The sequence below is a fragment of the Streptomyces sp. NBC_00503 genome (assembly GCF_036346895.1).
Taxonomy (GTDB): domain Bacteria; phylum Actinomycetota; class Actinomycetes; order Streptomycetales; family Streptomycetaceae; genus Streptomyces.
This window is the reverse complement of sequence record NZ_CP107855.1, coordinates 4024441-4049163: the sequence shown is the minus strand read 5'-3', so window position 1 is coordinate 4049163 and position 24723 is coordinate 4024441. Positions and strand designations below refer to the sequence as shown.

Sequence of the window (24723 nt, the reverse complement as noted above, 5' to 3'; positions counted from 1 at the left end):
CTACAGCCCGGCGTCCCTGGCCAGCAGGGCCGCCTGGACCCGGTTCTCGCACTCCAGCTTCGCCAGGATCCGGCTCACGTACGTCTTCACCGTGGCCTCGCTCATGTGGAGCCGCCGGCCCGCGTCCGCGTTCGACAGCCCTTCGCCCAGCAGGGCCAGTACCCCGCGCTCGCGCTCGCTCAGCCCGGCCACCTTGCGCCGCGCCTCCTCGGTGCGGCCCGCGGACTGCCCGGACGCCAGCTGGTCCACCACGTGCCGGGTCGCCGCCGGGGACAGGTAGGCGTCTCCGGCCGCCGCCGCGCGTACCGCGCCGATCAGCTCGCCGGGTGCCGAGTCCTTCAGCAGGAACCCGGCGCCGCCCCCGCTCAGCGCGCGCAGCACGTTCTCCTTCTCCCCGAAGGTGGTCAGGATCAGCGCCCGCACCTCCGGCGCCGAACGCCCCAGTTCGGCGAGGGCCGTCAGCCCGTCCATCACCGGCATCTGGATGTCGAGCAGCATCACGTCCGGCGCGTGCGCGCGGGCGAGTTCGACCGCTTCCCGGCCGTTCGCCGCTTCCGCGACCACCTCGATGTCGGCCGCCGAGGTCAGGATCATCCGGATCCCGGCCCGGATCAGCGGCTCGTCGTCGGCGATCACCACGCGGATCACCCTGGCCGTCACCCCTGTCACCCGTGCTCCTACTCCTACGACTTGGTCCGGTACGCCTGCTTCTCGACGAGCTTGCCGTCCTTGAAGCAGAACCGGAAAACGCTGGTGGTGGTCAACTCGGTGTCCTCGTCCTCCACCAGGGCCAGACACGTGGCCCCCTCCGGGCGGGGCGGTCCCTTGCGGTCCAGCCCCTGGGTCAGGATGCTGTCCCCGCTGGGCAACCGCGAACGCACCGCGCTCTCCGACTCGCCCACGCGGACGGCTTCGTAGTCGGCCCGGCTCATCGTCGCGTCGCCCACCGAGCCCACGAACAGTGCCACCGCGGCCCCGATCACGATCAGCAGGACCACCAGGGCCGCGACCGCGATCCCGCAGCCCAGTGCCGCACCTCCGAACCGGCTGCGTCCGCGCATCAGCTCCCGGTCGACGGACGCCCAGTCCATCGGCGCCCCGCCCCGGACCAGCATGTGCGCGCGCAGCTGCTGTCCGAAGTCGTCGGCCACCTCGCCGGCCCCAGCCGAATCCCCGCCGTTCTCCTGGGCCCCGGCCGGCTCGGTCCCGTACGGGAGCACCCCGGCCACCCGGAAGCCGCCGCCCTCCGCGGCCCCCGCGTAGACCATCCCGCCGACCAGCCGGGCCCGCTCGCGCAGCCCCGTCAGTCCCTGCCCGCCGGAGACCACCTCGCCGGGGCCCGGGGCGGCCGCCGGGCCGTTGGCGATCTCCACCACCAGCGAATCGTCCTCGTAGCGCAGTTCCACCGTGATCGAAGCGCCCGGAGCGTGCTTGTAGGCATTGGTCAGGGCCTCCTGCGCGATCCGGTACGCCGCGTGGTCGCACGCCGCGACCAGCGGCCTCGGGGTTCCCGCCGTGGTGAGCCGTACGTCGGTCCCCGCGCTGCGGGCCGCCTCCACGATCCCGGAGATGCCCGCCACCCCGCGTGCGGCCGGCTGCGCCTCCTCCACGGGCGCCGGCGCCTCCACCCCGTCGCGCAGGATGCCGACGACCTCGCGCAGTTCGTGCATGGCGGCGACCGAGGCCTGCCGCAGTACTCCCACCGCCTCGCGCTGCCGGTCGGTCAGCACCGGATCGACCTCCAGCGCACCGGTGTGCACCGAGATCAGGGCGAGCTGGTGGCCGAGGCTGTCGTGCATGTCCTGGGCGATGCGCTGGCGTTCGCGCAGCCGGGCCTGGCCGGCGACCATCGCCCGCTCGCGCATCAGCTGGGCGTTGCGCTCCTGGAGGGCGCGCAGCAGCGTACGGCGCTGGGACCAGTAGCGGCTGGCCAGACCGGGCATGACCACCATGGCCAGGAACATCAGCGTGCTGAAGACGACGATCAGGACGGGCCGTCCCTGCGTCCAGTCCTTGAGGACGCTGAGCACGACGGCCGCGACGAAGGCTCCGGTGAAGGCGCCGAGCGCCCGCCCGACCCCCACGATGCGGCGCCCGGCCGACCAGCCGAGCGGGATCGCCACCAGGAAGGCCCCGGGCAGGTAGACGCCCACCGCCGAGCCCACCACCAGCGTGACCACCGGGAGCCGGCGCCGCAGCAGGGTCAGCACCACTACGGCCGCCGTGCTGGCCAGCATCCGGGCGGCGGACCCGTTGTCGAGTTCCTCGACGCCCAGACCGAGCACCACCAGTACCCCGGCGAGCGCCAGGTCCCCGGCGAGCATCCGCCGGGTCCAGGGCTCGGGCCCCTTGAGCCAGTCCCATCCCGCACGCGTTACCGCCATCGCATCCACGCGCCCGACCCTAGACAGCACTCCCCGCCCGGGACCGCCCTCTTTAGTCGCGCCCCGCCCGACGAAAGTCTCCCGGCGCATCACACCGCGCCTCCCCGGGGCGCATCTCCCTCGAGAGGCACTTCCCTGAGACGGGCGCCACACCCGCACCCGAGAACCCGGGTACAACGAAGAACCCCCGCTCCGGATTTCTCCGGAGCGGGGGTTCTTCTGAATGTGCGCGAGGGGGGATTTGAACCCCCACGTCCCGAAGGACACTGGCACCTGAAGCCAGCGCGTCTGCCGTTCCGCCACTCGCGCAAAGTGACTACCAGCGGTTCTTCCCTTGCGGGCCGTTCCCCTGGCGACATCGGAACATTAGCACGTCGGACGGGGTGGATTCACATCGCTTTCTGTGCTCCCCCGACCCCTCCCGACGACGGCCCCTCCCGCTCCGGGCTCCGGGTGCGGGACACTGTCCCCGGGGCGCCCCTACGATCGCTTGTGAGGACCAACACTCCTCCCCTCGCGGCCGATGGGGAACCACCCGAATCCGCCGTGCGTGGATACGATCAGTAAGCAGTACAGGGCGACAACGACGGAGGAGGTGCCCCATGGGAGTCCTGAAGCGGTTCGAGCAGCGACTCGAAGGTCTGGTGAACGGCACCTTCGCCAAGGTGTTCAAGTCCGAGGTCCAGCCGGTGGAGATCGCAGGCGCGCTCCAGCGCGAGTGCGACAACAACGCCACCATCTGGAACCGGGAACGGACCGTTGTCCCCAACGACTTCATCGTGGAGCTCAGCGCCGGTGACTACGAGCGTCTGAGCCCCTACTCGGGCCAGCTCGGCGACGAGCTCGCGGGCCTGGTCCGCGACTACGCCAAGCAGCAGCGCTACAGCTTCATGGGCCCGATCAAGGTGCAACTGGAGAAGGCGGACGACCTGGACACCGGGCTCTACCGGGTCCGCAGCCGCACGCTCGCCTCCAGCACCTCCCAGGAACCGGGGCAGCAGGCACCGAGCCAGGGGCAGGGGGGCCACCAGGCTCCCCCGGCCCAGCCCGGTGGCTACGGCTACCCTCCGGTCTCCGCGCCGCCCATGCCCGCCGGACCGCCCCCGGGCGGCCCCGGTGGGCGCAGGCCGGCTCCCGGCAGACCGGCCGGGGCGGCTCCCGTACCGCCCGTACCCGGCGGCGCCGTCAGGCGCCACTGGATCGAGATCAACGGCACGCGCCACCAGATCTCGCGCCCGACGCTCGTACTCGGCCGAAGCACCGAAGCCGACGTGCGGATCGACGACCCCGGCGTATCGCGCCGGCACTGTGAGATCCGGACCGGAACGCCCTCGACGATCCAGGATCTAGGGTCCACCAACGGCATCGTGGTGGACGGGCAGCACACCACCCGCGCTACGCTCCGCGACGGTTCGCGGATCGTCGTGGGCAGTACCACCATCATTTATCGGCAAGCCGAAGGGTGAAGCGGGGGCAATGTCAGAGCTGACCCTGACGGTCATGCGGTTGGGTTTCCTGGCCGTTTTGTGGCTGTTCGTCATCGTGGCCGTCCAGGTCATCCGCAGCGACCTCTTCGGAACGAGAGTGACGCAGCGCGGTTCCCGCCGCGGCGCGGGTGCCACCGGCGCCCCGCAGCAGCAGGGCCGCCAGGCGGCCGCGGCGCCACCGCAGCAGCGCCAGCGCCGCGGAGCGCCCACCAAGCTCGTCGTGTCCGAAGGCACCCTCACGGGTACCACGGTGGCCCTCGCGGGCCAGACGATCACCCTGGGCCGCGCCCACGACTCCACGATCGTGCTGGACGACGACTACGCCTCCAGCAGGCATGCCAGGATCTACCCCGACCGTGACGGCCAGTGGATCGTCGAGGATCTCGGGTCCACCAACGGCACGTATCTCGACCGGACCCGGCTGACCACCCCGACGCCCATTCCGCCGGGCGCCCCGATCCGCATCGGCAAGACCGTCATCGAGCTGCGGAAGTAGTACGAGAATGAGCGAGCGGAGCGAGCGAGCCGCAGCGGTCCGTCCCACCGGGGATCCGGATCCGAGCGCGCTCCCGACCGGAGGGTGGGCAGTGTGGCTCGAGACCGGTTGTACCCCGAGGCGTCGACAGGGCAGGTGCGCATGAGTCTGTCCCTGCGGTTCGCCGCCGGATCGCACAAGGGCATGATCCGGGAGGGGAACGAGGACTCCGGCTACGCCGGTCCGCGCCTCCTCGCGATCGCCGACGGCATGGGCGGCCAGGCCGCCGGTGAAGTCGCCAGCTCCGAGGTGATCTCCACGCTCGTGCAGCTCGACGACGACGTCCCGGGCTCCGACATCCTCACCGCCCTCAGCACCGCCGTGCAGCGGGCCAACGACCAGCTGCGCGCCATGGTCGAGGAGGACCCCCAGCTCGAAGGCATGGGCACCACGCTCACCGCCCTCCTGTGGACGGGACAGCGCCTCGGCCTGGTCCACGTCGGGGACTCCCGCGCCTACCTGCTGCGCGACGGCGTCCTCACGCAGATCACCCAGGACCACACCTGGGTCCAGCGCCTCGTCGACGAGGGCCGGATCACCGAAGAGGAAGCCACCACCCACCCGCAGCGCTCCCTGCTGATGCGGGCGCTCGGCAGCGGCGACATCGTCGAGCCCGACCTCTCCATCCGCGAGGTCCGGGTCGGCGACCGCTACCTCATCTGCTCCGACGGGCTCTCCGGCGTCGTCTCCCACCAGACCCTGGAGGAGACCCTCGCCGACTACCACGGTCCCCGCGAGACCGTGGCCTCGCTCATCCAGCTCGCGCTGCGCGGCGGCGGCCCCGACAACATCACCTGCATCGTGGCCGACGTCCTCGACACCGACAGCGGCGACACGCTGGCCGCGCAGGTCAACGACACCCCGGTCGTGGTCGGCGCGGTCGCCGAGAACCAGCACAACCAGCTCTTCGACGGCGGCAACGCCATGCAGACGCCGGCCGGCCGCGCCTCCGGGCTCGGCCGCCAGGCCCCCCCGCCCGCCGGCGCCTTCGGCCCCCCCGGCAGCGGCGAGGCCCCCGGCTACGGCGGTTACGGTGCCCAGGGGCAGGGCTCCGGAGCCGGCGGCGGGTACGGCAGCTTCGGCGAAGCCGAGCCGTACGAAGGCGACGCGGGGTACGAGGACACGTACGACCACCCCCGCAGACGTCGCGGCAAGGGCCGCAAGTGGACCACGCGCACGCTGACGCTGCTCGTCGTCCTCGGCGTCCTCGGCGGCGGCCTGTACGCGGGCTACCGGTGGACGCAGACCCAGTACTACATCGGCGTCAAGGGCGAGCACGTCGCGCTCTTCCGCGGGATCAGCCAGAAGCTCGGGCCCCTGGACCTCTCCACGGTGGAGACCGACCGCCCCGAGATCGAACTGAAGTACCTGCCGACCTTCAAGCGCAAGCTCGTCGAGGCCACCATCAGCGAGACCAGCCTCGACGGCGCCCGCACCAAGATCGACGAGCTCGCCACCCAGTCCTCCGCGTGCAAGAAGGACGAGGCGCGCCGCGCCGCCGAAGCGCAGAACAACCAAACACCCGGCCCCGTCCTGACTGCCGATGAGCAGCAGGTCGTGAGCCAGTGCGAGAAGCAGTAGACATACGCGGGCACAGGGGGCCTGCCACACCATGAGCGTTGTCACCAACACGGCCACCATCGGCGCCATCGAGCTGCCGAGCCGGCGGAACACCGAGCTCCTGCTGCTCGCTTTCGCCGTGGCCATCCCGATCTTCGCGTACGCCAACGCGGGCCTGGCGATCCACGGGAAGCTGCCTCCGGGCATGCTCACCTACGGGCTCGGCCTCGGCGTCCTCGCGGGCATCGCCCACCTCGTCGTACGCCGCTACGCCAAGTACGCCGACCCGCTGCTGCTGCCGATCGCCACGCTGCTCAACGGGCTCGGCCTGGTGCTGATCTGGCGTCTCGACCAGTCGACGCGACTGCAGAACACGGCCAAGCGGATCTACGGGGCGTTCTCCGATTCCGCGCCCCGGCAGCTGATGTACACCGCGCTGGCGATCGCCCTGTTCGCCGGTGTGCTGGTGGTCCTCAAGGACCACCGCGTGCTCCAGCGGTTCACGTACATCTCGATGGCCGCCTCGCTCGTCCTGCTGATCCTGCCGGTCGTCCCGGGCCTGGGCGCCGACGTGTTCGGCGCCAAGATCTGGATCAGCGTCGGCGGGTTCTCCATCCAGCCCGGTGAGTTCGCGAAGATCGTGATCGCCGTCTTCTTCGCCGGCTACCTCATGGTCAAGCGCGACGCCCTGGCCCTGGCCAGCCGCCGCTTCATGGGCCTCTACCTGCCGCGCGGCCGCGACCTCGGCCCGATCCTGATGATCTGGGGCATGAGCCTGCTCGTCCTCGTCTTCGAGAACGACCTCGGCACCTCGCTGCTCTTCTTCGGCATGTTCGTGATCATGCTGTACGTGGCCACCGAGCGGACCAGCTGGATCGTGATCGGCCTGCTCATGAGCGTGGGCGGGGCCGCCGTGGTCGGCGCCACCGCCAGCCACGTCAAGGTCCGCGTCACCGCCTGGCTCGACCCCTTCGCCTGCTACGCCAAGTCGGGCGCCTGCGAGCAGGTCGGCCAGTCGATCATGAGCTTCGGCTCCGGCGGGGTCCTCGGCACCGGCTGGGGACAGGGCAACTCCGACCTCATCGGATTCGCCGCCAACTCCGACTTCATCTTCTCCACCGTCGGCGAAGAGCTCGGGCTCGCCGGGGTCATGGCCTTCCTCCTGCTCTACGGCCTGATCATCGAGCGGGGCGTGCGCACCGCCCTCGCCGCCCGCGACCCCTTCGGCAAGCTCTTCGCCATCGGGCTCTCCGGCGCCTTCGCCCTCCAGGTCTTCGTCGTCGCCGGCGGTGTCATGGGCCTCATCCCCCTGACCGGCATGACCATGCCGTTCCTCGCGTCCGGCGGCTCGTCCGTCCTCGCGAACTGGATCCTCATCGCCATCCTCATCCGGATCAGCGACACCGCACGCCGACCTGCCCCGGCTCCGGCACCGTCCCCCGACTCCGAGATGACCCAGGTGGTCCGCCCGTCATGAACAAGCCCCTGCGCCGCATCTCGATCTTCTGCGGGCTGCTCATCCTGGCGCTGCTCGTCCGGACCAACTGGCTCCAGTACGTCGAGGCCGCCGACCTGAGCACCCGCAAGGAGAACCGCCGGGTCCAGATCGCCCAGTACGCCACCGAACGCGGCAACATCATCGTCCAGGGCAACCCGATCACCGGGTCCGCGACCACCGACGGCAGCGACTACAAGTACAAGCGCACCTACGCCGACGGCCCCCTCTGGTCCCCGGTGACCGGCTACGCCTCGCAGGCCTTCGGCTCCACGCAGCTCGAATCCCTCGAAGACCAGATCCTGACCGGCAACGACGACCGGCTCTTCTTCGACCGCACCATCGGCATGTTCACCGGCGAGAAGAGGGCCGGCGGCAACGTCGTCACCACGCTCAACGCCGCCGCGCAGAAGGCCGCGTTCGAGAAGCTCGGCGAGAAGAAGGGCGCCGTCGCGGCGATCGACCCGCGCACCGGCGCGATCCTCGCCCTGGTCAGCACCCCCTCGTACGACCCCTCCGCCTTCGCCGGCAACTCCAAGGCCGACGAGAAGGCCTGGGTCGCGCTCAAGGACAGCGAGGACAAGAACCTCGTCAACCGCGCCCTGCGCGAGACCTATCCGCCCGGCTCCACCTTCAAGGTGGTCACCGCCGCCGCGGCGCTCGAGAACAACGTCGTCAGCGACATCAACGCGCCGACCGACACCCCCGAGCCCTACCTGCTGCCGGACACCAAGACCCCGATGGTCAACCACGCCAACGGGTGCGAGAAGGCCAGCCTCAACGAGGCCCTGCGCGTCTCCTGCAACTCCGTCTTCGCCAACATGGGCGCCAAGGTGGGGCGGGACAACATGGTGAAGACCGCGGAGAAGTTCGGCTTCAACAACGACAAGATCGACACTCCGGTCCGCGCGTTCGCCAGCGTCTACGACAAGACCATGGACAAGCCCGGCAACGCGCTGAGCTCGATCGGCCAGTTCAACACCGCGGCCACCCCGCTCCAGATGGCCATGGTCACCGCCGCCATCGCCAACGACGGCAAGCTGATGAAGCCGTACATGGTCGACCAGCTGGAATCGCCCAACCTCGACGTCATCGAGAAGCACGAGCCGCAGGAGATGAGCCGGCCGGTCTCCGCCGCCAACGCGCAGAAGATCCAGCAGATGATGGTCAACGTCGTCGAGAACGGCACCGGCACCACTGCCCGGATCAAGGGCACGGTCGTCGGCGGCAAGACCGGTACCGCCCAGCACGGCGAGGGCAACAAGAAGCGCCCCTACGCCTGGTTCATCTCCTACGCCGAGAACCCCGACGGCAGCTCGCCGATCGCCGTGGCCGTCGTCATCGAGGACAGCAGCGCCGACCGCGAGGACATCAGCGGCAGCGGCCTCGCGGCCCCCGTCGCGAAGGCCGTCATGGAAGCCGTCCTGAAGAGCAACAAGGGGTGACGGAAGGGACGGAGCACCACGTGGGAGCCGCAAGGGGCATACAGGTGTGATACGGATCACCGAACTCGTTCGGGTCCGAGCGTACGGTACCGGTCCGGTATCAGCCTGTGGTCACGAACCGATCACCGACGATCGGCCGGTAGCCTTTGCGCGAACAGCACACCGCCGGACCACACACGGGTGCGGTCGGGACTGACGGAGAGGGCTGCAACGTTATGGAAGAGCCGCGTCGCCTCGGCGGCCGGTACGAGCTGAGCCACGTGCTCGGCCGTGGTGGCATGGCCGAGGTCTACCTCGCCCACGACACCCGGCTCGGCCGTACCGTCGCCGTCAAGACCCTGCGCGCCGACCTCGCCCGCGACCCGTCCTTCCAGGCCCGGTTCCGCCGCGAGGCCCAGTCGGCCGCATCGCTCAACCACCCGGCGATCGTCGCGGTGTACGACACCGGCGAGGACTACGTCGACAACATCTCCATCCCGTACATCGTGATGGAGTACGTCGACGGCTCGACCCTGCGCGAGCTCCTGCACTCCGGACGCAAGCTGCTGCCCGAGCGGACGCTGGAGATGTGCATCGGCATCCTCCAGGCGCTGGAGTACTCGCACCGCGCCGGCATCGTGCACCGTGACATCAAGCCCGCCAACGTCATGCTCACCCGCACCGGCCAGGTCAAGGTCATGGACTTCGGCATCGCCCGTGCCATGGGCGACTCCGGCATGACCATGACGCAGACCGCCGCCGTCATCGGCACCGCCCAGTACCTCTCCCCGGAGCAGGCCAGGGGCGAGCAGGTCGACGCGCGCTCCGACCTCTACTCGGCCGGCTGCCTGCTGTACGAGCTGCTGGCCGTCCGGCCGCCGTTCATCGGCGACTCCCCGGTCGCGGTCGCCTACCAGCACGTACGGGAAGAGCCGCAGCCCCCGTCCAACTTCGACCCCGAGATCACGCCCGAGATGGACGCGATCGTGTTGAAGGCACTGGTCAAGGACGCCGACTACCGCTACCAGTCCGCCGACGAGATGCGCGCCGACATCGAGGCCTGCCTCGACGGCCAGCCCGTCGCCGCCGCCGCCTCCATGGGCACGGCCGGCTACGGCTACCCCGACCAGGGGCACGGCTACGGACACCAGGGCTACGACCAGCCCACCACCGCCCTGCGGACCGCCGACTCGGGCCAGACCTCCATGCTCCCCCCGATGCCCGCGGGCGACGGCCCGTACGGGTACGGGGACCAGGGCCACGGCGGCTACGACCAGGGCGGCCACGGCCGGCGTCCGCAGAAGAAGAGCAAGGCCTCCACGATCCTGCTGGTGACCGCCGGCATCCTCGTACTGGTCGGCGCGATCCTCATCGGCCGCTCCCTCTTCAGCAGCACCGCCGACAACCGGCCCGAAGTGCCCAAGCTCATCGGTCAGACCTTCGAGCAGGCGCAGAAGAGCGGCGACAACGTCGGCCTCACCGTCCAGAAGGACGGCGAGATGCCCTGCGACGCGCAGCCCAAGGGCAACGTGTGCGAGCAGGACCGCGCCGAGGGCACCAAGGTCGACAAGAAGTCCGTCGTCAAGGTGAAGATCTCCTCGGGCGCCTCCAAGATCGCCGTTCCGAACGTCATGAGGCTGGCGATCGCCGACGCGGAGAAGGCGCTCACGGAGAAGGGCTTCACGGTCGAGAAGAAGACCGTCGAGTCCGACCAGCCCGCCGGCACCGTCCTGGACCAGAATCCGAAGAGCGGCGAGGCCGACAAGGGCTCGGTCGTTTCGCTCCAGGTGGCCAAGGAGATCTCCAAGGCGACCGTCCCGGACCTGACGGGCAAGAACAAGAACGACGCGGCCAAGGCCCTCCAGGCGGTCAAGCTGAAGCTCGGCAGCGTCACGGAGGCCGACGCACCCGCGGGCACCCCGGCGGGAGCGGTGTTCCAGCAGGACCATCCCGCGGGCGACCAGGCCGACGTGGGCACCGTGGTCAACGTGACCATCGCCAAGGCGGTCCAGCAGATCCAGGTCCCGAACCTGTTCGGCAAGACCCTCCAGCAGGCCCAGCAGATGCTGGCCTCCAAGGGCCTGGTCCTCGGCTCGGTCACCGGACCGGCGGACGACAAGGCCAAGGTCCTGAGCTCGGACCCGGCGGTCGGCTCCGCGGCCACGCCGGGCCAGGTGATCAACGTGACCACCGTGGCCGGTGGCGGCGGGAACAACGGCGGCAACGGCGGCGGCTTCTTCGGAGGCCTCGGCGGACGCTGAGCCACGGCGACAGCGCGAAAAGGGTCCGGCCCCTCTCCTTCGAATCCTTGGAGAGGGGCCGGACCCTTTTTCCGTACGCGCGGACCCGGCAAGATCCGAAAGAGACGGCCTAGCTAGCGCAGCTCCGCCGGAGGGGTGCGCTTGTCGTCGACCTTCTCGGTGCGCACCAGCTCGCCCCAGACGATGTACCGGTACTTCGAGGTGTACACGGGCGTGCAGGTGGTCAGCGTGATGTACCGGCCCGGGGCGGTCCTTCCCGACTCCTTCGGGACCGGGCTGATCGCGTCCACGTTGTACTTCGTCGTCTGGGTCAGCTCGGCGAAGACCTTGTAGACGTACCAGGTGTCGCGCGTCTCGAAGACGACGGCGTCGCCGTTCTTCAGCTTGTCGATGTTGTGGAACTTGGCCCCGTGCCCGTCCCGGTGCGCCGCCAGCGCGAAGTTCCCCGCCGGGTCCGAGGGCAGCGCCGATTTGACCGGCTCCGTGTAGTACCCGGCGACCCCGTCGTTCAGGACGTCCGAGCCGGTGCCCTGCTTGACCAGCACCTCGCCGTTCTTCATCGCCGGCACGTGCAGGAAGCCGATGCCGCCCTGGGTGTCCAGCGCCCCCGGCGCGGCGGGGGTCGCGGGAGCCGTCCCCGGCTTGTTCCACTGCTCGCGGACCGCGTCGCCGCGCGCGGAGGCGTCCCGGTCCGCGAGGACGTTCGTCCACCACAGCGAGTACGCCACGAACAGGCCGAGCACCAGGCCCACCGTGATCAGGAGCTCGCCCAGCAGGCTCAGGAACCCCGCGAGGACACTGCGGCGCGGGGGCGGTGCGGAACGTGACACTGCGGATCCTCTACGGGCTGGTCAGTTCGGGCGGAGCGCCCTGACTGCGGGGGCGTTCACCGGTCATCCTGCCCCATACGATCATCCGATAGGTGCTGGTGAACTCCGGCGTGCAGGTCGTCAGCGTGATGTACCGGCCCGGGGAGGTGAACCCCGATCCCACGGGCACCGGCTGGATCACCGACACGTTGGCCGGCGGGGTCTGCGCCAGCTGCGAGGTCATCTCGTACGTGTAGTACGCGTCCCTCGTCTCGACCACGACCTTGTCCCCCGGCACCAGCCGGTTGATGAAGCGGAACGGCTCGCCGTGCGTATTGCGGTGGCCCGCCAGCGCGAAGTTCCCCTGGGGGTCGGCCGGCATCCCCGTCTTCAGCGACTTCTCGCCGCCGTCGTAGTGGCCGACCAGCCCCTTGTCGAGCACCTTCGCCTTGTTCGTCCCCTCGGCGATCGGGACCTTCACGTCCAGCTTGGGGATGTACAGGATCGCGAAGCCCTGACCCGGCTCGAACGCCGTCACCGGCGGGGCGGCGTCCCCGGCCGGGCTGCGGTCCCAGTTCTGCGTCAGCGAACCGGCGGCGTCCTTGGCCGTCCGGTCGGCCAGGAAGTTCGTGTACCAGAGCTGGTAGCCGACGAAGAGCAGCATCACCACGCCCGTCGTGATGAACAGCTCCCCCGCCAGGCGGCTGAGCACCACCACCGGGCCTCCCGAGGCGGGCCGTCTGCGCCGGCGGCCCCGGCCCCCCGCGCGCGGGCGCTTCGCGGCCTCCTGGGCGGCCCTGCGCCGCGCGGCCCGGCCCTCCGAGGGCGCGGACGGCGCGAGCGTGGTCACGCGAAGGCCTTGCCCACCACCGGGGCCAGCCCCACCGAGCGCTCCACCGCGCCCGCGTCACCGCAGCGCACCAGCCAGTTCGCGAGCATCCGGTGACCCCACTCGGTCAGCACCGACTCGGGGTGGAACTGCACTCCCTCGACGTCGTGCTCCCGGTGGCGCAGGCCCATGATGATCCCGTCCTCGGTCCGCGCCGTGACCTCCAGCGCGTCCGGGAGGGTCTGCGGTTCGGCGGCCAGGGAGTGGTAGCGGGTCGCGGTGAACGGCGAGGGCAGCCCCTCGAAGACTCCGAGGCCCTCGTGGAGGACCGGCGAGGTCTTGCCGTGCAGCAGTTCCGGAGCCCGGCCCACGACACCTCCGTAGGCCACGGCCATCGACTGCATGCCGAGGCAGACGCCGAAGACGGGTACGCCGGTGTCCGCGCAGTGGCGGACCATGTCGATGCAGACGCCCGCCTCTTCCGGGGTGCCCGGCCCGGGGGACAGCAGGACGCCGTCGAAGCCGTCCTGGGCGTGGGCGAGCTCGACCTCGTCGTTTCGCAGGACCTCGCACTCGGCACCGAGCTGGTAGAGGTACTGGACCAGATTGAAGACAAAGCTGTCGTAGTTGTCGACAACCAGAATGCGCGCGCTCACGGAGTGGCTCCCGATCCCTCGTCCACCGTCACATCGTTGAACGGGAGGAGCGGCTCCGCCCAGGGGAAGACGTACTGGAACAGCACGAACACCACCGCGAGCACCAGCACGAGTGAGATCGCCACGCGTACCCACGCGTTTCCCGGCAGATGCCGCCAGATCCAGCCGTACATGCCGTCTGTGTCCTTTTCTTCCACGCCCGTTCAACGCACCGCAGGGGCGGTACGTCCACAGCCTAAAGCCACCCGGCCGAGCCGGAGGGTCACCTCGGCAAACCCTCCGGCCTGCCCTGCGCGAGGGTCCGCGTCTGGGTCAGCTCGGCCCAGACCACCAGCCGGTGGCTGTGGCCCCATTCCGGGTCGCAGGTGGTCAGGGTCAGGTACCGGCCGGGGGCTCCGAAGGGCGAGCGGGCCGGCACCGGGTCGATCACGCCGACCTCCGTCGGAAGCGTGCGCAGCGGCTCGGCGCGGACCGTGTACGTGTACCAGCCGGTCGCGTCCTTGAGGACGACCGGATCCCCGGGGCGCAGCTCGGGGATGTCCTTGAAGGGGTCCCCGTAGGTGCGGCGGTGGCCGGCGACCGCGAAGTTCCCGGTGCCGCCGAGCCGGGCGGTGCCCGCGTAGTGCCCGAGGCCCTTCTTCAGGAGGTCCGTGCCCGTGCCCTCCAGGACCGGCTTGTTCCAGTCCGGACCGAAGCGCGGGATGTACATCTCGGCGAAGGGCTGGTCCGGCGGGTAGGGCGCGGGCTCCGGGGCCGATGCGGGTGCCGATGCGGATGCCGAGGGCTGCGGGGCGGGCGCGGGGGCGGCCGCGGGAGCCGCCGCCCAGCGGTCGCGCATCCGGGCCATCTCGCCGTCCATGGCCTGGTCGGCCTTGACCCCGGTCCACAGCAGGACGTAGGCCACGAAGAGCACGATGAGCGAGCCCGCGGTCAGGCACACCTCGCTGAACGTCCGTACCAGCAGGCGCAGTACGGCGTCACGGCGTGGCGGGCTCCAGCGGCTTCGCATAGTGGAGGTCCACTGTGCCGGAGTAACCCGGCAGTGTCAGCGCCTTGTGGTCCTCCACTTTCCAGCCCAGCCCGTACGCGTTCACGTAGAGCTGGTAGTTCTGCAGCGCCGGGGAAGCCGCGAGGGCCTTCTTCAGCGCGGCCGGGTCGCCGACGGCCGTCATCTTGTACGGGGGCGAGTAGACCCGGCCCTGGAGGATCAGGGTGTTGCCCACGCAGCGCACGGCGCTGGTGGAGATGAGCCGCTGGTCCATGACCTGGATGCCCTGGGCGCCGCCCTGCCAGAGGGCGTTCACGACGGCCTGGAGGTCCTGCTGGTGGATCACCAGGTCGTTGGGCTGGGGCTCGGGGACGTTGGGGATGCGGGCCGTGGCGTTGGGCGGTGCGTCGTTCAGGGTGACGGTCACGGCCTTGCCGGTGAGGTCCTCGGTGCCCGAGGCGGCGCGCAGGGCGGACAGCTTGGCGTCCTCGGCCTTGGTGCTGCCGTCGTCGCGGTCGGCGAGGGCGTCGACCTGGCCGCGCACCATCGCGGTGGTCTTCTCCAGCTCCAGATTGCTCTGGCTGCGCTCGTGGATCAGGTCCGACAGCTTCAGGAGCGAGGCATCCGTCCGGATGTTCGTACCCTTGGAGGTGTTGAAGCTGGTGACGAAGATCAAGCCGGCCAGGGCGAAAACGGCGGCCGTGAGCAGCCGGACCGGTCTGGCACGGCGACGGGGACCCGCGGAGGAGTCGTCGGAATTGCTCAACGTACCCTTCTCCTTCAACGCCACAGGTCCACTACGCTAACGGACGCCCGGGGCAGGCAAGGTCCCCAGCCCATCGACAGGAGAGCCCCTCGTGCCGAAGTCACGTATCCGCAAGAAGGACGACTACACCCCGCCGCCCACGCGGACGCCACAGGCCATCAAGCTGACGAACCGCAACTGGGTCGCCCCGGTCATGCTGGCCTTCTTCATCATCGGCCTGGTGTGGATCGTCGTCTTCTATCTGTCCGACACCCAGCTGCCGATCGAAGCCCTGGGCAATTGGAACATTGTGGTCGGTTTCGGCTTCATTGCGGCGGGATTCGGCGTCTCCACGCAGTGGAAGTAGCCCCCCGATAGTCACGCGGTACTACCGGCTCCGCAAGCTCTCCCCATGAGTTATCCACAGCGTCATCCACACCTGAGGAAAAGACAGAAGATCTGTGGATAACTCTGTGGAGAGTTGACGCCGGTGTGATCAGGTGAGTGCGGAAAGTTCGGCCGTCCGGACCGCGATCACGGCCGCTGCCAGCAGGAACACCGCCACACAGGTGCCCCACTGGACGAGTTTGCGATTCCGGGCGCCGTTACCGTTTCCCCGCCCGGCGCCGGGCCACAACAGGCCCAGCGCGAGCAGGACACCGGTGACAAGCCCGCCGATATGGGCCTGCCACGACACGTTCAGCCCCGGTACGAACGTCAGCACCAGCATGAACACCGCCATGGTGATCAGCGGGCGCATCTCGTACCCCATGCGGCGGGCCAGCACGACGGTGGCGCCGAGCAGGCCGAAGATGGCCCCGGAGGCCCCGAGCGTGGCCGTGTTCGGCGGGGTCAGCAGATAGACGAGGGCGCTGCCGCCCAGGCCCGACAGCAGGTACACCGTGAGGTAGCGGGCCCGGCCCAGCGCCTGCTCCAGCGGGGCCCCGATGAACCACAGGCCGAGCATGTTGCCGAAGATGTGCCACATCTGGACGTGCAGGAACGCCGAGGTCATGAGGCGGTAGTACTCGCCCGTGGAGACGCCTTCGATGGGTCCCCCCGTCTGCACCCGGTAACGGCCGAGGAGCTCCAGCTGGAGCTCCAGCCCGGCAAAGACGTGGATCGCGAGGAAGACGGCCACGTTGATCCCGATCAGGATCTTGGTGACCAAGTGGGGATCTGCGGCCACCACCCCGCCCGCGATGGTGCGCGGGGCGTTGGCGGCGGCCCCGTGGCCCGTACCGGAGCCCTCACGGACGCATGTGGGGCACTGGAAGCCGACCGAGGCGTTGATCATGCACTCGGGGCAGATCGGCCGCTCACAGCGCGTACAGCGGATTCCGGTCTCGCGGTCCGGGTGGCGGTAGCAGCCCGGAAGACGGTCGGTGTCCATCGGTCCCCTCGGTCGGCGGCGGGGCGGCGGAGCGGAGCGGCTGATCCGCCGCGCCCGTCCGGTACGTATCGAGGACGGACGGGCGGTGGCGAAAGGTTCCCGGACGGGGGCCGGTCCCGGCGGTCGCGGGGTCGGCGGGCGGCAGCCTGCGGTCAGCGCCTCTCGATGACCACGGACTGGATGATCACGTCGTCGACGGGCCGCTCGGTGCGCGGGTTGGTCGCGCCGCCGGCGATCGCGTCCACGACCTTCTGGCTGGCCTTGTCGGTGACCTCGCCGAAGATGCTGTGCTTGCGCGTCAGCCAGGCGGTGGGGGCGACGGTGATGAAGAACTGCGAGCCGTTGGTGCCCGGGCCCGCGTTGGCCATGGCGAGCAGGTAGGGCTTGGTGAAGGCCAGGTCGGGGTGGAACTCGTCGGCGAACTGGTAGCCCGGGCCGCCGGTGCCGTTTCCGAGCGGGTCGCCGCCCTGGATCATGAATCCGCTGATGATCCGGTGGAAGACGGTGCCGTCGTAGAGCGGGTCCGTGGTCTTCTGCCCGTCCGTGGGACGCGTCCATTCGCGGGCGCCCGTGGCGAGCTCCACGAAGTTGCGCACGGTCTTGGGGGCGAAGTTCTCCAGCAGCTCGATCTCGATGTCGCCGTGGTTGGTCTTCAGGGTGGCGTAGAGCTTCTCGGCCACGGATCTGCCTTCCATAGTCATCACTGTCGGTTCCAGATCCTCGCACGGAGGGCCACGCCGGGCAGAAATCGTCCACCCATATGCCCTGTCGCGCATGCCGGTCAGCGATATGGGAGGCATGATCCGACAAAGGGTGGAAAGGTGAACTGTGTCCGCCACCGAGGAGGAGGATCCCGTGACCCGCAAGGAAAGCGTGCGCCTGGCAGCGACAAGTGCCAGGGATACGGTGCGGCACGCAGCGGAAGTGGTGGCGCCGTACGCGGAATCCGCCAAGCACACCGCGGTGCATTACGCCCAAGAGGCGAATGAACGGCTCGCGCCGAAGGTTTCGTATGCGGCGGGCGAGGCTGCCAAACAGGCCCGCTCGACGTACGACTCCCATGTACATCCCCGGATCCTGTCGGCGCGCGCCCATGTGCCGCCGCATGTGGACCGGGCCGCGGTCAATGCCGTGAAGCAGACCCGTCTGGCGGCCCGGCACGCGGCGGACTACACGCAGCCGCGCCTGGAGAGCGCCCTCGCGGCGGCCCAGCCGGTCGCAGAGGAGGCCGCGTCCCGGTCCACGGCGGCGCTGGCGGCGCTGCGCGGCCAGGTCTCGGCGAAGGAGGTGCAGGGGCTGGTACGGCGCCACGAGCGGCGGGCGCGCTGCGGCCGGCTGTTCAAGGGCGTCGCGGTGGTCGGCGTACTGGCGGGCGGCGCCTTCGCCGCGTGGAAGTGGTGGGACCAGCAGTCGAACCCGGACTGGCTCGTCGAGCCGCCGGCGGCCACCGAGCTGTCGGCGCGCGACGAGGAGGCCCCGGCCGGCTTCGACGACGTGCTGGCGGCCAAGGAGCGCGAAGCGGAGGGCGGGGGCAGCGCCCTCGACGACGAGGGCGTCCAGGCCGAGGCCGAGGCCATCGAGGCCCGCATCGACGCGGAGGACGCGAAGCGCAAGCACCGCTGACGGCCGCGGCGGCGGGTCGGAGCAGCTGACACGCAGACCTGATCACGCACAGGGGCCCGGATCCTTTTCAGGATCCGGGCCCCTGTGCGTGCGCCTTGCCCCGCTATTGGGGAAGGGTGAGGACCATGCCCGGGTGGATCATGTCGGGGTTGGACCCGATGACGCCCTTGTTCATGGCGTAGAGCTCGCGCCAGCGGCCCTCGTTGCCGAGCTCGCGGCGGGCGATCGCCGAAAGCGAGTCACCGGAGCGGACCGTGTACTTGCGCTGCAGCTTGGGTGCCATGGGCGCCGCGGGCACCGCCTTGTGCGCGGCCGAGGACATGGTGGGCGTGTGCGGCGCGGGAGGTGCGGCGGGCGGCGCCGCCGGGGGCGCGGGCGCGGGCTTCGGCGCCGCGGCCGCCATGCGCTCGGCGGCCTCCTTGGTGGCCGTCGCCGAGTCGGTGTACCTGATGCCCGCGTCGGACGGCATCGCGGACGGCGCCGCCGGAGCGTCCGCGGCCTGCTGTTGCACCTGCTCAGCGGCCTTCTCGGCCGCGTGTTCCTTCTTCTTGTCGGACTTCAGGAAGTCGAAGAGTCCCATGTGTGTACGCCTCCGGCATGGTGTTGCCCCCCTGGGCTGAGTGCCTTTCCCCACTCTCTGCCAGAAGGCGCCGGACGGCCCTGTGACTGGGCCATCCGGGGGACGGGGCGGCTACTGCCGGGCGCGCCGCGCCGGGCGCGGACCGTCCGAAGGGATCTCCAGATCGCCCTGGGCCAGCAGCTTCAGACCGCGCAGCAGAGCCGTGCGCTCGGTGTCCGCGAGGGAGGCGAGGGCATCGGCGTGCACCCGGTCGACGATGCGGCTGCTCTGCTCGGCGACGGCCGCGCCCTTCTCGGTCACGAAGATGACCCGGGCCCGGCGGTCCTTGACGGACGGGCGCCGCTCGGCCAGACCGGCGCGCTCCAGGGCGTCCACGGTCACGACCATCGTCGTCTTGTCCATGTCGCCGATCTCGGCGAGCTGGATCTGGGTCCGCTCCTCCGTCAGCGCGTGCACGAGGACGCAGTGCATGCGGGCGGTGAGCCCGATCTCGCCGAGGGCAGCCGCCATCCGGGTGCGCAGGACATGGCTGGTGTGGTCCAGAAGGAAGGAGAGGTCCGGCTCGGTCTGGGTGGGTGCCATGGCAGTCATGTCACCACCCTAGCAATTCGATCCGAAGAAAATAGTCTGCAACGAAACTATCTGCTACGGTCATACCAGTCGCCCTCGCTGCTCACCGACTGGAGAGACAGATGCCTGCCGCTTCCGCTCCCGCCCCCACCTCCGCTCCGGCGGTTCCCACCACGCCGCCCACCGGCCCGACCACCCCTGCTGCCCCGGCCGCCCCGGGCAAGCCCGCCGCTCCGGCCGCCCCGCGTGGGCTGCGGTCCCGGTGGACCGCCCTCGCGGTGCTCTCCACCGGCGTCCTGATGACCGTCCTCGACGGCAGCATCGTCACCGTCGCGATGCCCGCCATCCAGAAGGACCTCGGCTTCACCCCCGCCGGACTCAGCTGGGTCGTCAACGCCTACCTGATCGCCTTCGGCAGCCTGCTGCTCCTCGCCGGCCGGCTCGGCGACCTGATCGGCCGCAAGCGGATGTTCCTCGCCGGAACAGGCGTCTTCACCGGAGCCTCGCTGCTCGCCGGATTCGCCGGCTCCCCCGAGGTGCTGATCGCCGCCCGCTTCCTCCAGGGACTGGGCAGCGCGATGGCCGCGGCCGTCAGCCTCGGCATCCTGATCACCCTGTTCACCGAGCCGCGTGAGCGGGCCAAGGCCATCGCCGTCTTCTCCTTCACCGGCGCGGCCGGGGCCTCCCTGGGCCAGGTGCTCGGCGGAGTACTGACCGACGCCCTCGACTGGCACTGGATCTTCTTCATCAACCTGCCCATCGGGCTCGCCGCCCTGGCACTGGCCCTGCCGGCCCTCCCCAAGGACGGCGTCCAGGCCGGATCCGGCCTGCGGGCCGGGGCCGACGTACTCGGCGCGGCCCTGGTCACCGCCGGTCTGATGCTGGGCATCTACACCGTCGTCGAGGTCGAGCAGTACGGCTGGCTCTCCGCTCACACCCTCGGCCTCGGCGCCCTCTCCCTGGCCCTGCTGGCCGGCTTCACCCTCCGCCAGGCCAAGGCCCGGACCCCGCTGGTACCGCTGCGGATCTTCCGCAACCGGACCGTGGTCGGCGCCAACTTGGTCCAGATGCTGATGGTGGCCGCGCTGTTCTCCTTCCAGATCCTGGTCGCCCTCTACCTCCAGAACGTGCTCGGCTACGGAGCCGCCGAGACCGGCCTCGCGATGCTTCCGGCAGCCGTGGTCATCGGTGCGATCTCGCTCGGCGCCTCCGCCCCGCTGAACTCCCGCTTCGGTGAGCGCAACGTGCTCCTGACCGGCCTCGCCCTGCTGGTGGCTGCCCTCGGCCTGCTGACCCGGCTCCCGGTCCAGGCCGACTACGTCACCGACCTGCTGCCCGTGATGCTGCTGGCCGCGGGGTTCGGTCTGGCACTGCCCGCCCTGACCGCGCTCGGCATGTCCGGCGCCGACGAGCAGGACGCGGGGCTCGCCTCGGGCCTGTTCAACACCACCCAGCAGATCGGCATGGCCCTGGGCGTGGCCGTCCTGTCCACCCTGGCCGCCTCCCGCACCGACTCCCTGCTCTCCACCGGCCACAGCCGCGCCGAAGCCCTCACCTCCGGCTACCACCTGGCCTTCGGGATCGGCGCCGGACTGCTGGTCACGGCGCTCGCGGTGACCACGGTCCTGCTGCGGAGCACGCGGCGCCGCTGAGGACCGCGTATCCGGGCCGATGTTTCACGTGAAACCGATGTTTCACGTGAAACATCGGCGGCAGGAAAGACCAAGAGGGCGCAGACATGACGATGGGCCGCCGCTCCGCACACGCGGAGCGGCGGCCCACCGCCGTATCGGTCACCTCGAAGGCACTACTTCACGAAGAGCCCGTTGAGCGTCCCGTAGTCCAGCGGCCCACCGAGCGAGCCGTACGTGCCCTCGCCCAGCAGTTCCCGCGTGGCGTTGTGGGCCGCCGCGTACGCCGCCTGCGCGACGGCGGTGCCCACGCTGACCCGGCGCACCCCGGCCTTGGTCAGCTCGGCGATGGAGGGAGCGCCCGGCCCCGCCATGGCGTTGACCGGCAGCGGGCCCCGGGCGATCTCGCCCAGGGCCTCCAGGTCCAGCAGGCCCGGTACGAAGATCCCGTCGGCGCCGGCGGCCGCGTACGCCTCGATGCGGGCGAGCACCTCGCCCAGCCGGCCGGACTCCTCCCCGATCCCGAACAGGAACACGTCCGTACGGGCGTTGACCACCAGCTCCGGCAGCCCGGCCCCGGCCGCCGCCGCACGGGCGGCACGGATCCGCTCGCACTGCTCCTCGACGGTGTGGAGCGGGCCGCCCGCGGCCTTGGAGTCCTCCAGGTTGATGCCGACCCCACCCATCGCGACGACCCCGCGCACGGTGGCCGCGACGTCCCCGTAGCCGCCCTCGACGTCCACGGTGACCGGCAGGTCGACGGCCGCGACGATCCGGGCGGCCGCGGCCAGCATCTCCTCCCGCTCCGCGTGCTGACCGTCCCCGCGCCCGATCCCCCAGGCCACCCCGCCGCTGGTCGTTGCGATCGCCGACGCCCCGGCGGCCTCGATCACCGCCGCACTTCCCGCGTCCCAGGCATTGGGCAGCACGAGCACCCCTTCGCCCAACGCCCGCAGCCGCAGCGCCTTCTCGGTGGTCTTCACGTCCACAGTCATCCGAATCTCCTCAGCCTTGCCCTAGCCGAACGATCGCCATATGGAGCCAATCGGCGAGTCCTTGTCGGCCCTCCCCGCTCAAGTGTCCACAACAACCGACCCATTGGACGACGGGACATGAGCCAGCCGGGCCACCGGGGACGCCGAGGCACCGCCGGGGAGGAAACCTCGCGGGAGCGCGGGCCGTGCCGGGTCGGCGGATCGACGGGACCGACGGATCGACGGATCGACGGATCGACGGATCGACGGATCGACGGGATCACAGAATCCGGAATCACGGCCCGCCGGAGGACCCGGTTCTCTGTGGGCACCTCCCCACACGCCCCAAAGCCCCCGCCCGCACACGGACCGGGCGACAGGATCCCGACCCGAAGGCCGCTCGGGCCGCTCGGGCCGCTCGGCCCGAGCAATGAAAAAGACCCCCTCGATCTGCGTTCCAGCAGGTCAAGGGGGTCTTCGAGGTGGTGGAGCCTAGGAGATTCGAACTCCTGACATCTGCCTTGCAAAGGCAGCGCTCTACCAACTGAGCTAAGGCCCCTCGATACGGACGCACCACTCCCCCGGGAGGGAGCGACCGTTCCGCAGAACAGAGTACCGGGTGTACCCCCTCATCTCGCAAAATGATAGGGACTCCCGCCCTGCGACCACTCTCCGTAAGATGCTCGCGAGGTTCGCACCAGCGAAGGGGAGTAGTAAGAGTGGACGCAGTACAGCAAGAGGCTACGGCCAGAGCCAGGGAACTTCAGCGGAGTTGGTACGGGGAGCCGCTCGGAGCGCTCTTCCGCCGGCTCATAGATGACCTCGGCTTGAACCAGGCCCGCCTCGCTGCCGTCCTCGGGCTGTCGGCGCCGATGCTGTCCCAGCTGATGAGCGGGCAGCGGGCGAAGATCGGCAACCCGGCCGTGGTCCAGCGGGTCCAGGCTCTCCAGGATCTCGCCGGCCAGGTGGCGGACGGAAGCGTCAGCGCGGCAGAGGCAACCGACCGGATGGACGAGATCAAGAAGACCCAGGGAGGCTCCGTCCTCAGCAACAGCACCGGCCAGACCGCAGGCGGCTCCGGCGCGCCCACCGTCAAGCGCGTGGTCCGGGAGATCCAGTCGCTGCTGCGCTCGGTCTCCGCGGCCGGCGACATCATCGACGCGGCGAACACCCTCGCCCCCAGCCACCCGGAACTGGCAGAGTTCCTCCGGGTCTACGGAGCGGGTCGCACGTCCGACGCGGTCGCCCACTACGAGGCACACCAGAACTGACGGGCTGCTGACGACGGGGGACGAGCGCAGCGATGGGTGAGATCTTCGCGGGCCGGTACGAGCTGATCGATCCGATCGGGCGTGGCGGCGCCGGCGCCGTATGGCGGGCCTGGGATCACAGGCGCCGCCGGTACGTCGCGGCGAAGGTCCTCCTGCAGAGCGATGCCCACACCCTGCTGAGGTTCGTCCGCGAGCAGGCGCTGCGCATCGATCACCCGCACGTGCTGGCCCCGGCCAGCTGGGCGGCGGACGACGACAAGGTCCTGTTCACCATGGACCTCGTCGCCGGCGGTTCCCTCGCCCACGTGATCGGCGACTACGGGGCCCTGCCGCCCCGGTTCGTGTGCACGCTGCTCGACCAGCTCCTGTCGGGGCTGGCGGCGGTGCACGCGGAAGGCGTGGTCCACCGCGACATCAAACCGGCCAACATCCTGATGGAGGCCACTGGAACCGGGCGGCCGCACCTGCGGCTGTCCGACTTCGGCATCGCCATGCGCAAGGGCGAGCCCCGGCTGACCGAGACCGCCTTCGTGGTCGGCACCCCGGGCTACCTCTCGCCCGAACAACTCCTCGGGTCCGAACCTGATTTCACCGCCGACCTGTTCGCCGTCGGTCTGGTCGGCCTGTATCTGCTGCACGGGCGCAAGCCCGACTCCCAGGCGCTCGTGGGGCATTTCCTCACCCACGGGACCCCCGAGGCCCCGGAGGGCGTTCCCGCGCCGCTGTGGGGCGTGCTGGCCGCCCTGCTTCAGCCGGACCCCCAGAACCGGTTCAAGACCGCCACGGGGGCGCGCAAGGCCCTTGCCGAGGCCGTGGAGCTGCTGCCCGCGCCCGCCGACGACGAGGACCCGGTGGAGGTCTTCGACCAACTCGGCCCGGTCCCGGCCGGTTTCACTCCCCGGACTCCGCAGGAGATGCTCCTCACGCCCGGCGCGGACCTCACCCCCGCGGCCGACACCTCCCTCGCGCCCGCAGCGCCCACCGTGCCCACGCAGGCCCCGCAGCAGGCACCCCAACCGGTGCCGCAGCCCACCCGGGCCACCGCTCCCACCCCCGCCTACGGGCCTTCGGAGACGGGCAGTTTCCACCTCCAGCCGCCCCTCCCCCGGCCGCCGGACCCCGCCCGGCCGCTCCTCCAGCCGCAGCCCTTCCCCGCCCCGGCCGCCCATCCGCAGCCGCCCGCGCAGCCCCGTACCGGCTCCCTTGCTCCGCCGTCCGCGAAGGTCTCCGCCGGGATCCTGTTGGCCGCACTGCTCTGCTTCGCCGTCGGCATCTGGGCCCTGACCCGGATCTAGTGCCGCGTCAGGCAACGTTCGCCCCGTCGCAACGCCCGGCACGCACTCTCGCCGCACCGGCCGAAAGCCAAGTACGTCCAGTACGAGCGCTTCCGGCCGGCGCACCGAGAGCACGCACCGGACGCCGCTCCTCAACGGGCAAACGTTGCCTGACGCGGCACTAGGGTCTGCCCCCGGATCCAGACCCGGCCCCTGACCCGGATCCGGGGCCCG

General features: G+C 70.4%; 23 protein-coding genes, 2 tRNA genes and 1 pseudogene. 11 read left to right on the top strand and 15 right to left on the bottom strand.

The window, feature by feature from the left end; genetic code table 11:
• From OG490_RS18915 to OG490_RS18905, 3 genes are all read right to left on the bottom strand, one after another.
• Positions 1 to 660 carry a response regulator transcription factor gene (locus OG490_RS18915; protein WP_330300976.1) on the bottom strand — a complete coding sequence of 220 codons (660 nt, stop codon included), beginning with the start codon at positions 658 to 660 and terminating at the stop codon, positions 1 to 3.
• Between the two features lie 23 nt (positions 661 to 683).
• A complete protein-coding gene (locus OG490_RS18910; RefSeq protein WP_330300975.1) occupies positions 684 to 2384 on the bottom strand; it encodes a sensor histidine kinase in 1701 nt (566 codons plus the stop codon).
• Positions 2385 to 2610: 226 nt separating this feature from the next.
• Positions 2611 to 2693: transfer RNA gene (locus tag OG490_RS18905), tRNA-Leu, on the bottom strand.
• A gap of 293 nt (positions 2694 to 2986) precedes the next feature.
• Between OG490_RS18905 and OG490_RS18900 the strand changes: the two genes are divergently transcribed.
• From OG490_RS18900 to pknB, 6 genes are all read left to right on the top strand, one after another.
• On the top strand, positions 2987 to 3850 hold the full coding sequence (locus OG490_RS18900) for a DUF3662 and FHA domain-containing protein (RefSeq protein WP_330297469.1): 864 nt from the start codon (positions 2987 to 2989) through the stop codon (positions 3848 to 3850).
• A 10-nt stretch (positions 3851 to 3860) separates the two neighbouring features.
• On the top strand, positions 3861 to 4367 hold the full coding sequence (locus OG490_RS18895) for an FHA domain-containing protein FhaB/FipA (RefSeq protein WP_330297468.1): 507 nt from the start codon (positions 3861 to 3863) through the stop codon (positions 4365 to 4367).
• Between the two features lie 141 nt (positions 4368 to 4508).
• On the top strand, positions 4509 to 5987 hold the full coding sequence (locus OG490_RS18890; RefSeq protein ID WP_330297467.1) for a PP2C family protein-serine/threonine phosphatase: 1479 nt from the start codon (positions 4509 to 4511) through the stop codon (positions 5985 to 5987).
• A 31-nt stretch (positions 5988 to 6018) separates the two neighbouring features.
• Entirely contained in the window at positions 6019 to 7443 is a 1425-nt protein-coding gene (locus OG490_RS18885) for an FtsW/RodA/SpoVE family cell cycle protein (RefSeq protein ID WP_330297466.1), read from the top strand.
• Positions 7440 to 8906, top strand: coding sequence for a peptidoglycan D,D-transpeptidase FtsI family protein (locus tag OG490_RS18880; protein ID WP_330297465.1), 1467 nt, complete (start codon positions 7440 to 7442; stop codon positions 8904 to 8906). Before OG490_RS18885 ends, OG490_RS18880 begins: the two co-directional genes overlap by 4 nt.
• Positions 8907 to 9121: 215 nt before the next feature.
• A complete protein-coding gene (gene pknB / locus OG490_RS18875; protein ID WP_330297464.1) occupies positions 9122 to 11146 on the top strand; it encodes a Stk1 family PASTA domain-containing Ser/Thr kinase in 2025 nt (674 codons plus the stop codon).
• A 113-nt stretch (positions 11147 to 11259) separates the two neighbouring features.
• Here pknB and OG490_RS18870 read toward each other — a convergent pair whose 3' ends face one another.
• The 6 genes and pseudogenes from OG490_RS18870 to OG490_RS18845 form a co-directional block, all read right to left on the bottom strand.
• On the bottom strand, positions 11260 to 11976 hold the full coding sequence (locus OG490_RS18870; protein ID WP_330297463.1) for a class E sortase: 717 nt from the start codon (positions 11974 to 11976) through the stop codon (positions 11260 to 11262).
• A gap of 10 nt (positions 11977 to 11986) precedes the next feature.
• A pseudogene (locus tag OG490_RS18865) lies at positions 11987 to 12847 on the bottom strand (class E sortase); the annotation flags it as partial.
• Positions 12802 to 13440 (bottom strand): aminodeoxychorismate/anthranilate synthase component II, encoded by a 639-nt coding sequence (locus OG490_RS18860; protein ID WP_330297462.1) that lies wholly within the window; start codon positions 13438 to 13440, stop codon positions 12802 to 12804. The pseudogene OG490_RS18865 and the gene OG490_RS18860, both read right to left, overlap by 46 nt.
• Positions 13437 to 13565: a hypothetical protein gene (locus tag OG490_RS18855; RefSeq protein ID WP_330301201.1), complete on the bottom strand. Its 129-nt coding sequence runs from the start codon at positions 13563 to 13565 to the stop codon at positions 13437 to 13439. Before OG490_RS18855 ends, OG490_RS18860 begins: the two co-directional genes overlap by 4 nt.
• A 137-nt stretch (positions 13566 to 13702) precedes the next feature.
• Positions 13703 to 14449 carry a class E sortase gene (locus tag OG490_RS18850; protein ID WP_330297461.1) on the bottom strand — a complete coding sequence of 249 codons (747 nt, stop codon included), beginning with the start codon at positions 14447 to 14449 and terminating at the stop codon, positions 13703 to 13705.
• Complete coding sequence (locus tag OG490_RS18845; protein ID WP_330297460.1) at positions 14418 to 15194, bottom strand: DUF881 domain-containing protein; 777 nt, start codon at positions 15192 to 15194, stop codon at positions 14418 to 14420. The genes OG490_RS18850 and OG490_RS18845 overlap by 32 nt, the downstream gene beginning before the upstream one ends.
• A gap of 91 nt (positions 15195 to 15285) precedes the next feature.
• Here OG490_RS18845 and crgA point away from each other — a divergent pair, with 91 nt between their 5' ends.
• Positions 15286 to 15540: a cell division protein CrgA gene (gene crgA / locus OG490_RS18840; RefSeq protein WP_330297459.1), complete on the top strand. Its 255-nt coding sequence runs from the start codon at positions 15286 to 15288 to the stop codon at positions 15538 to 15540.
• Between the two features lie 129 nt (positions 15541 to 15669).
• On the opposite strand, the gene OG490_RS18835 is transcribed toward crgA, so the two are convergent.
• Entirely contained in the window at positions 15670 to 16566 is an 897-nt protein-coding gene (locus tag OG490_RS18835; RefSeq protein WP_330297458.1) for a rhomboid family intramembrane serine protease, read from the bottom strand.
• A 152-nt stretch (positions 16567 to 16718) separates the two neighbouring features.
• On the bottom strand, positions 16719 to 17246 hold the full coding sequence (locus OG490_RS18830; RefSeq protein ID WP_330300974.1) for a peptidylprolyl isomerase: 528 nt from the start codon (positions 17244 to 17246) through the stop codon (positions 16719 to 16721).
• Between the two features lie 175 nt (positions 17247 to 17421).
• Between OG490_RS18830 and OG490_RS18825 the strand changes: the two genes are divergently transcribed.
• Entirely contained in the window at positions 17422 to 18189 is a 768-nt protein-coding gene (locus OG490_RS18825; protein WP_330297457.1) for a DUF5324 family protein, read from the top strand.
• A 103-nt stretch (positions 18190 to 18292) separates the two neighbouring features.
• On the opposite strand, the gene OG490_RS18820 is transcribed toward OG490_RS18825, so the two are convergent.
• A complete protein-coding gene (locus tag OG490_RS18820) occupies positions 18293 to 18769 on the bottom strand; it encodes a LysM peptidoglycan-binding domain-containing protein (RefSeq protein ID WP_330297456.1) in 477 nt (158 codons plus the stop codon).
• A gap of 111 nt (positions 18770 to 18880) precedes the next feature.
• Entirely contained in the window at positions 18881 to 19360 is a 480-nt protein-coding gene (locus tag OG490_RS18815; RefSeq protein ID WP_330297455.1) for a MarR family winged helix-turn-helix transcriptional regulator, read from the bottom strand.
• A gap of 101 nt (positions 19361 to 19461) precedes the next feature.
• Between OG490_RS18815 and OG490_RS18810 the strand changes: the two genes are divergently transcribed.
• Entirely contained in the window at positions 19462 to 20991 is a 1530-nt protein-coding gene (locus OG490_RS18810; protein WP_443065837.1) for an MFS transporter, read from the top strand.
• A 155-nt stretch (positions 20992 to 21146) separates the two neighbouring features.
• On the opposite strand, the gene OG490_RS18805 is transcribed toward OG490_RS18810, so the two are convergent.
• Both OG490_RS18805 and OG490_RS18800 read right to left on the bottom strand, forming a co-directional pair.
• Positions 21147 to 21965 (bottom strand): isocitrate lyase/PEP mutase family protein, encoded by an 819-nt coding sequence (locus OG490_RS18805; protein ID WP_330297454.1) that lies wholly within the window; start codon positions 21963 to 21965, stop codon positions 21147 to 21149.
• Between the two features lie 462 nt (positions 21966 to 22427).
• Positions 22428 to 22503, bottom strand: a tRNA-Ala gene (locus tag OG490_RS18800).
• 160 nt (positions 22504 to 22663) lie between these two features.
• Here OG490_RS18800 and OG490_RS18795 point away from each other — a divergent pair.
• Together OG490_RS18795 and OG490_RS18790 are read left to right on the top strand one after the other, a co-directional pair.
• Positions 22664 to 23215, top strand: a complete 552-nt coding sequence (locus OG490_RS18795; RefSeq protein WP_330297453.1) for a helix-turn-helix domain-containing protein — start codon at positions 22664 to 22666, stop codon at positions 23213 to 23215.
• Between the two features lie 32 nt (positions 23216 to 23247).
• Positions 23248 to 24510, top strand: coding sequence for a serine/threonine-protein kinase (locus tag OG490_RS18790; protein WP_330297452.1), 1263 nt, complete (start codon positions 23248 to 23250; stop codon positions 24508 to 24510).
• Positions 24511 to 24723 lie beyond the last annotated feature (213 nt).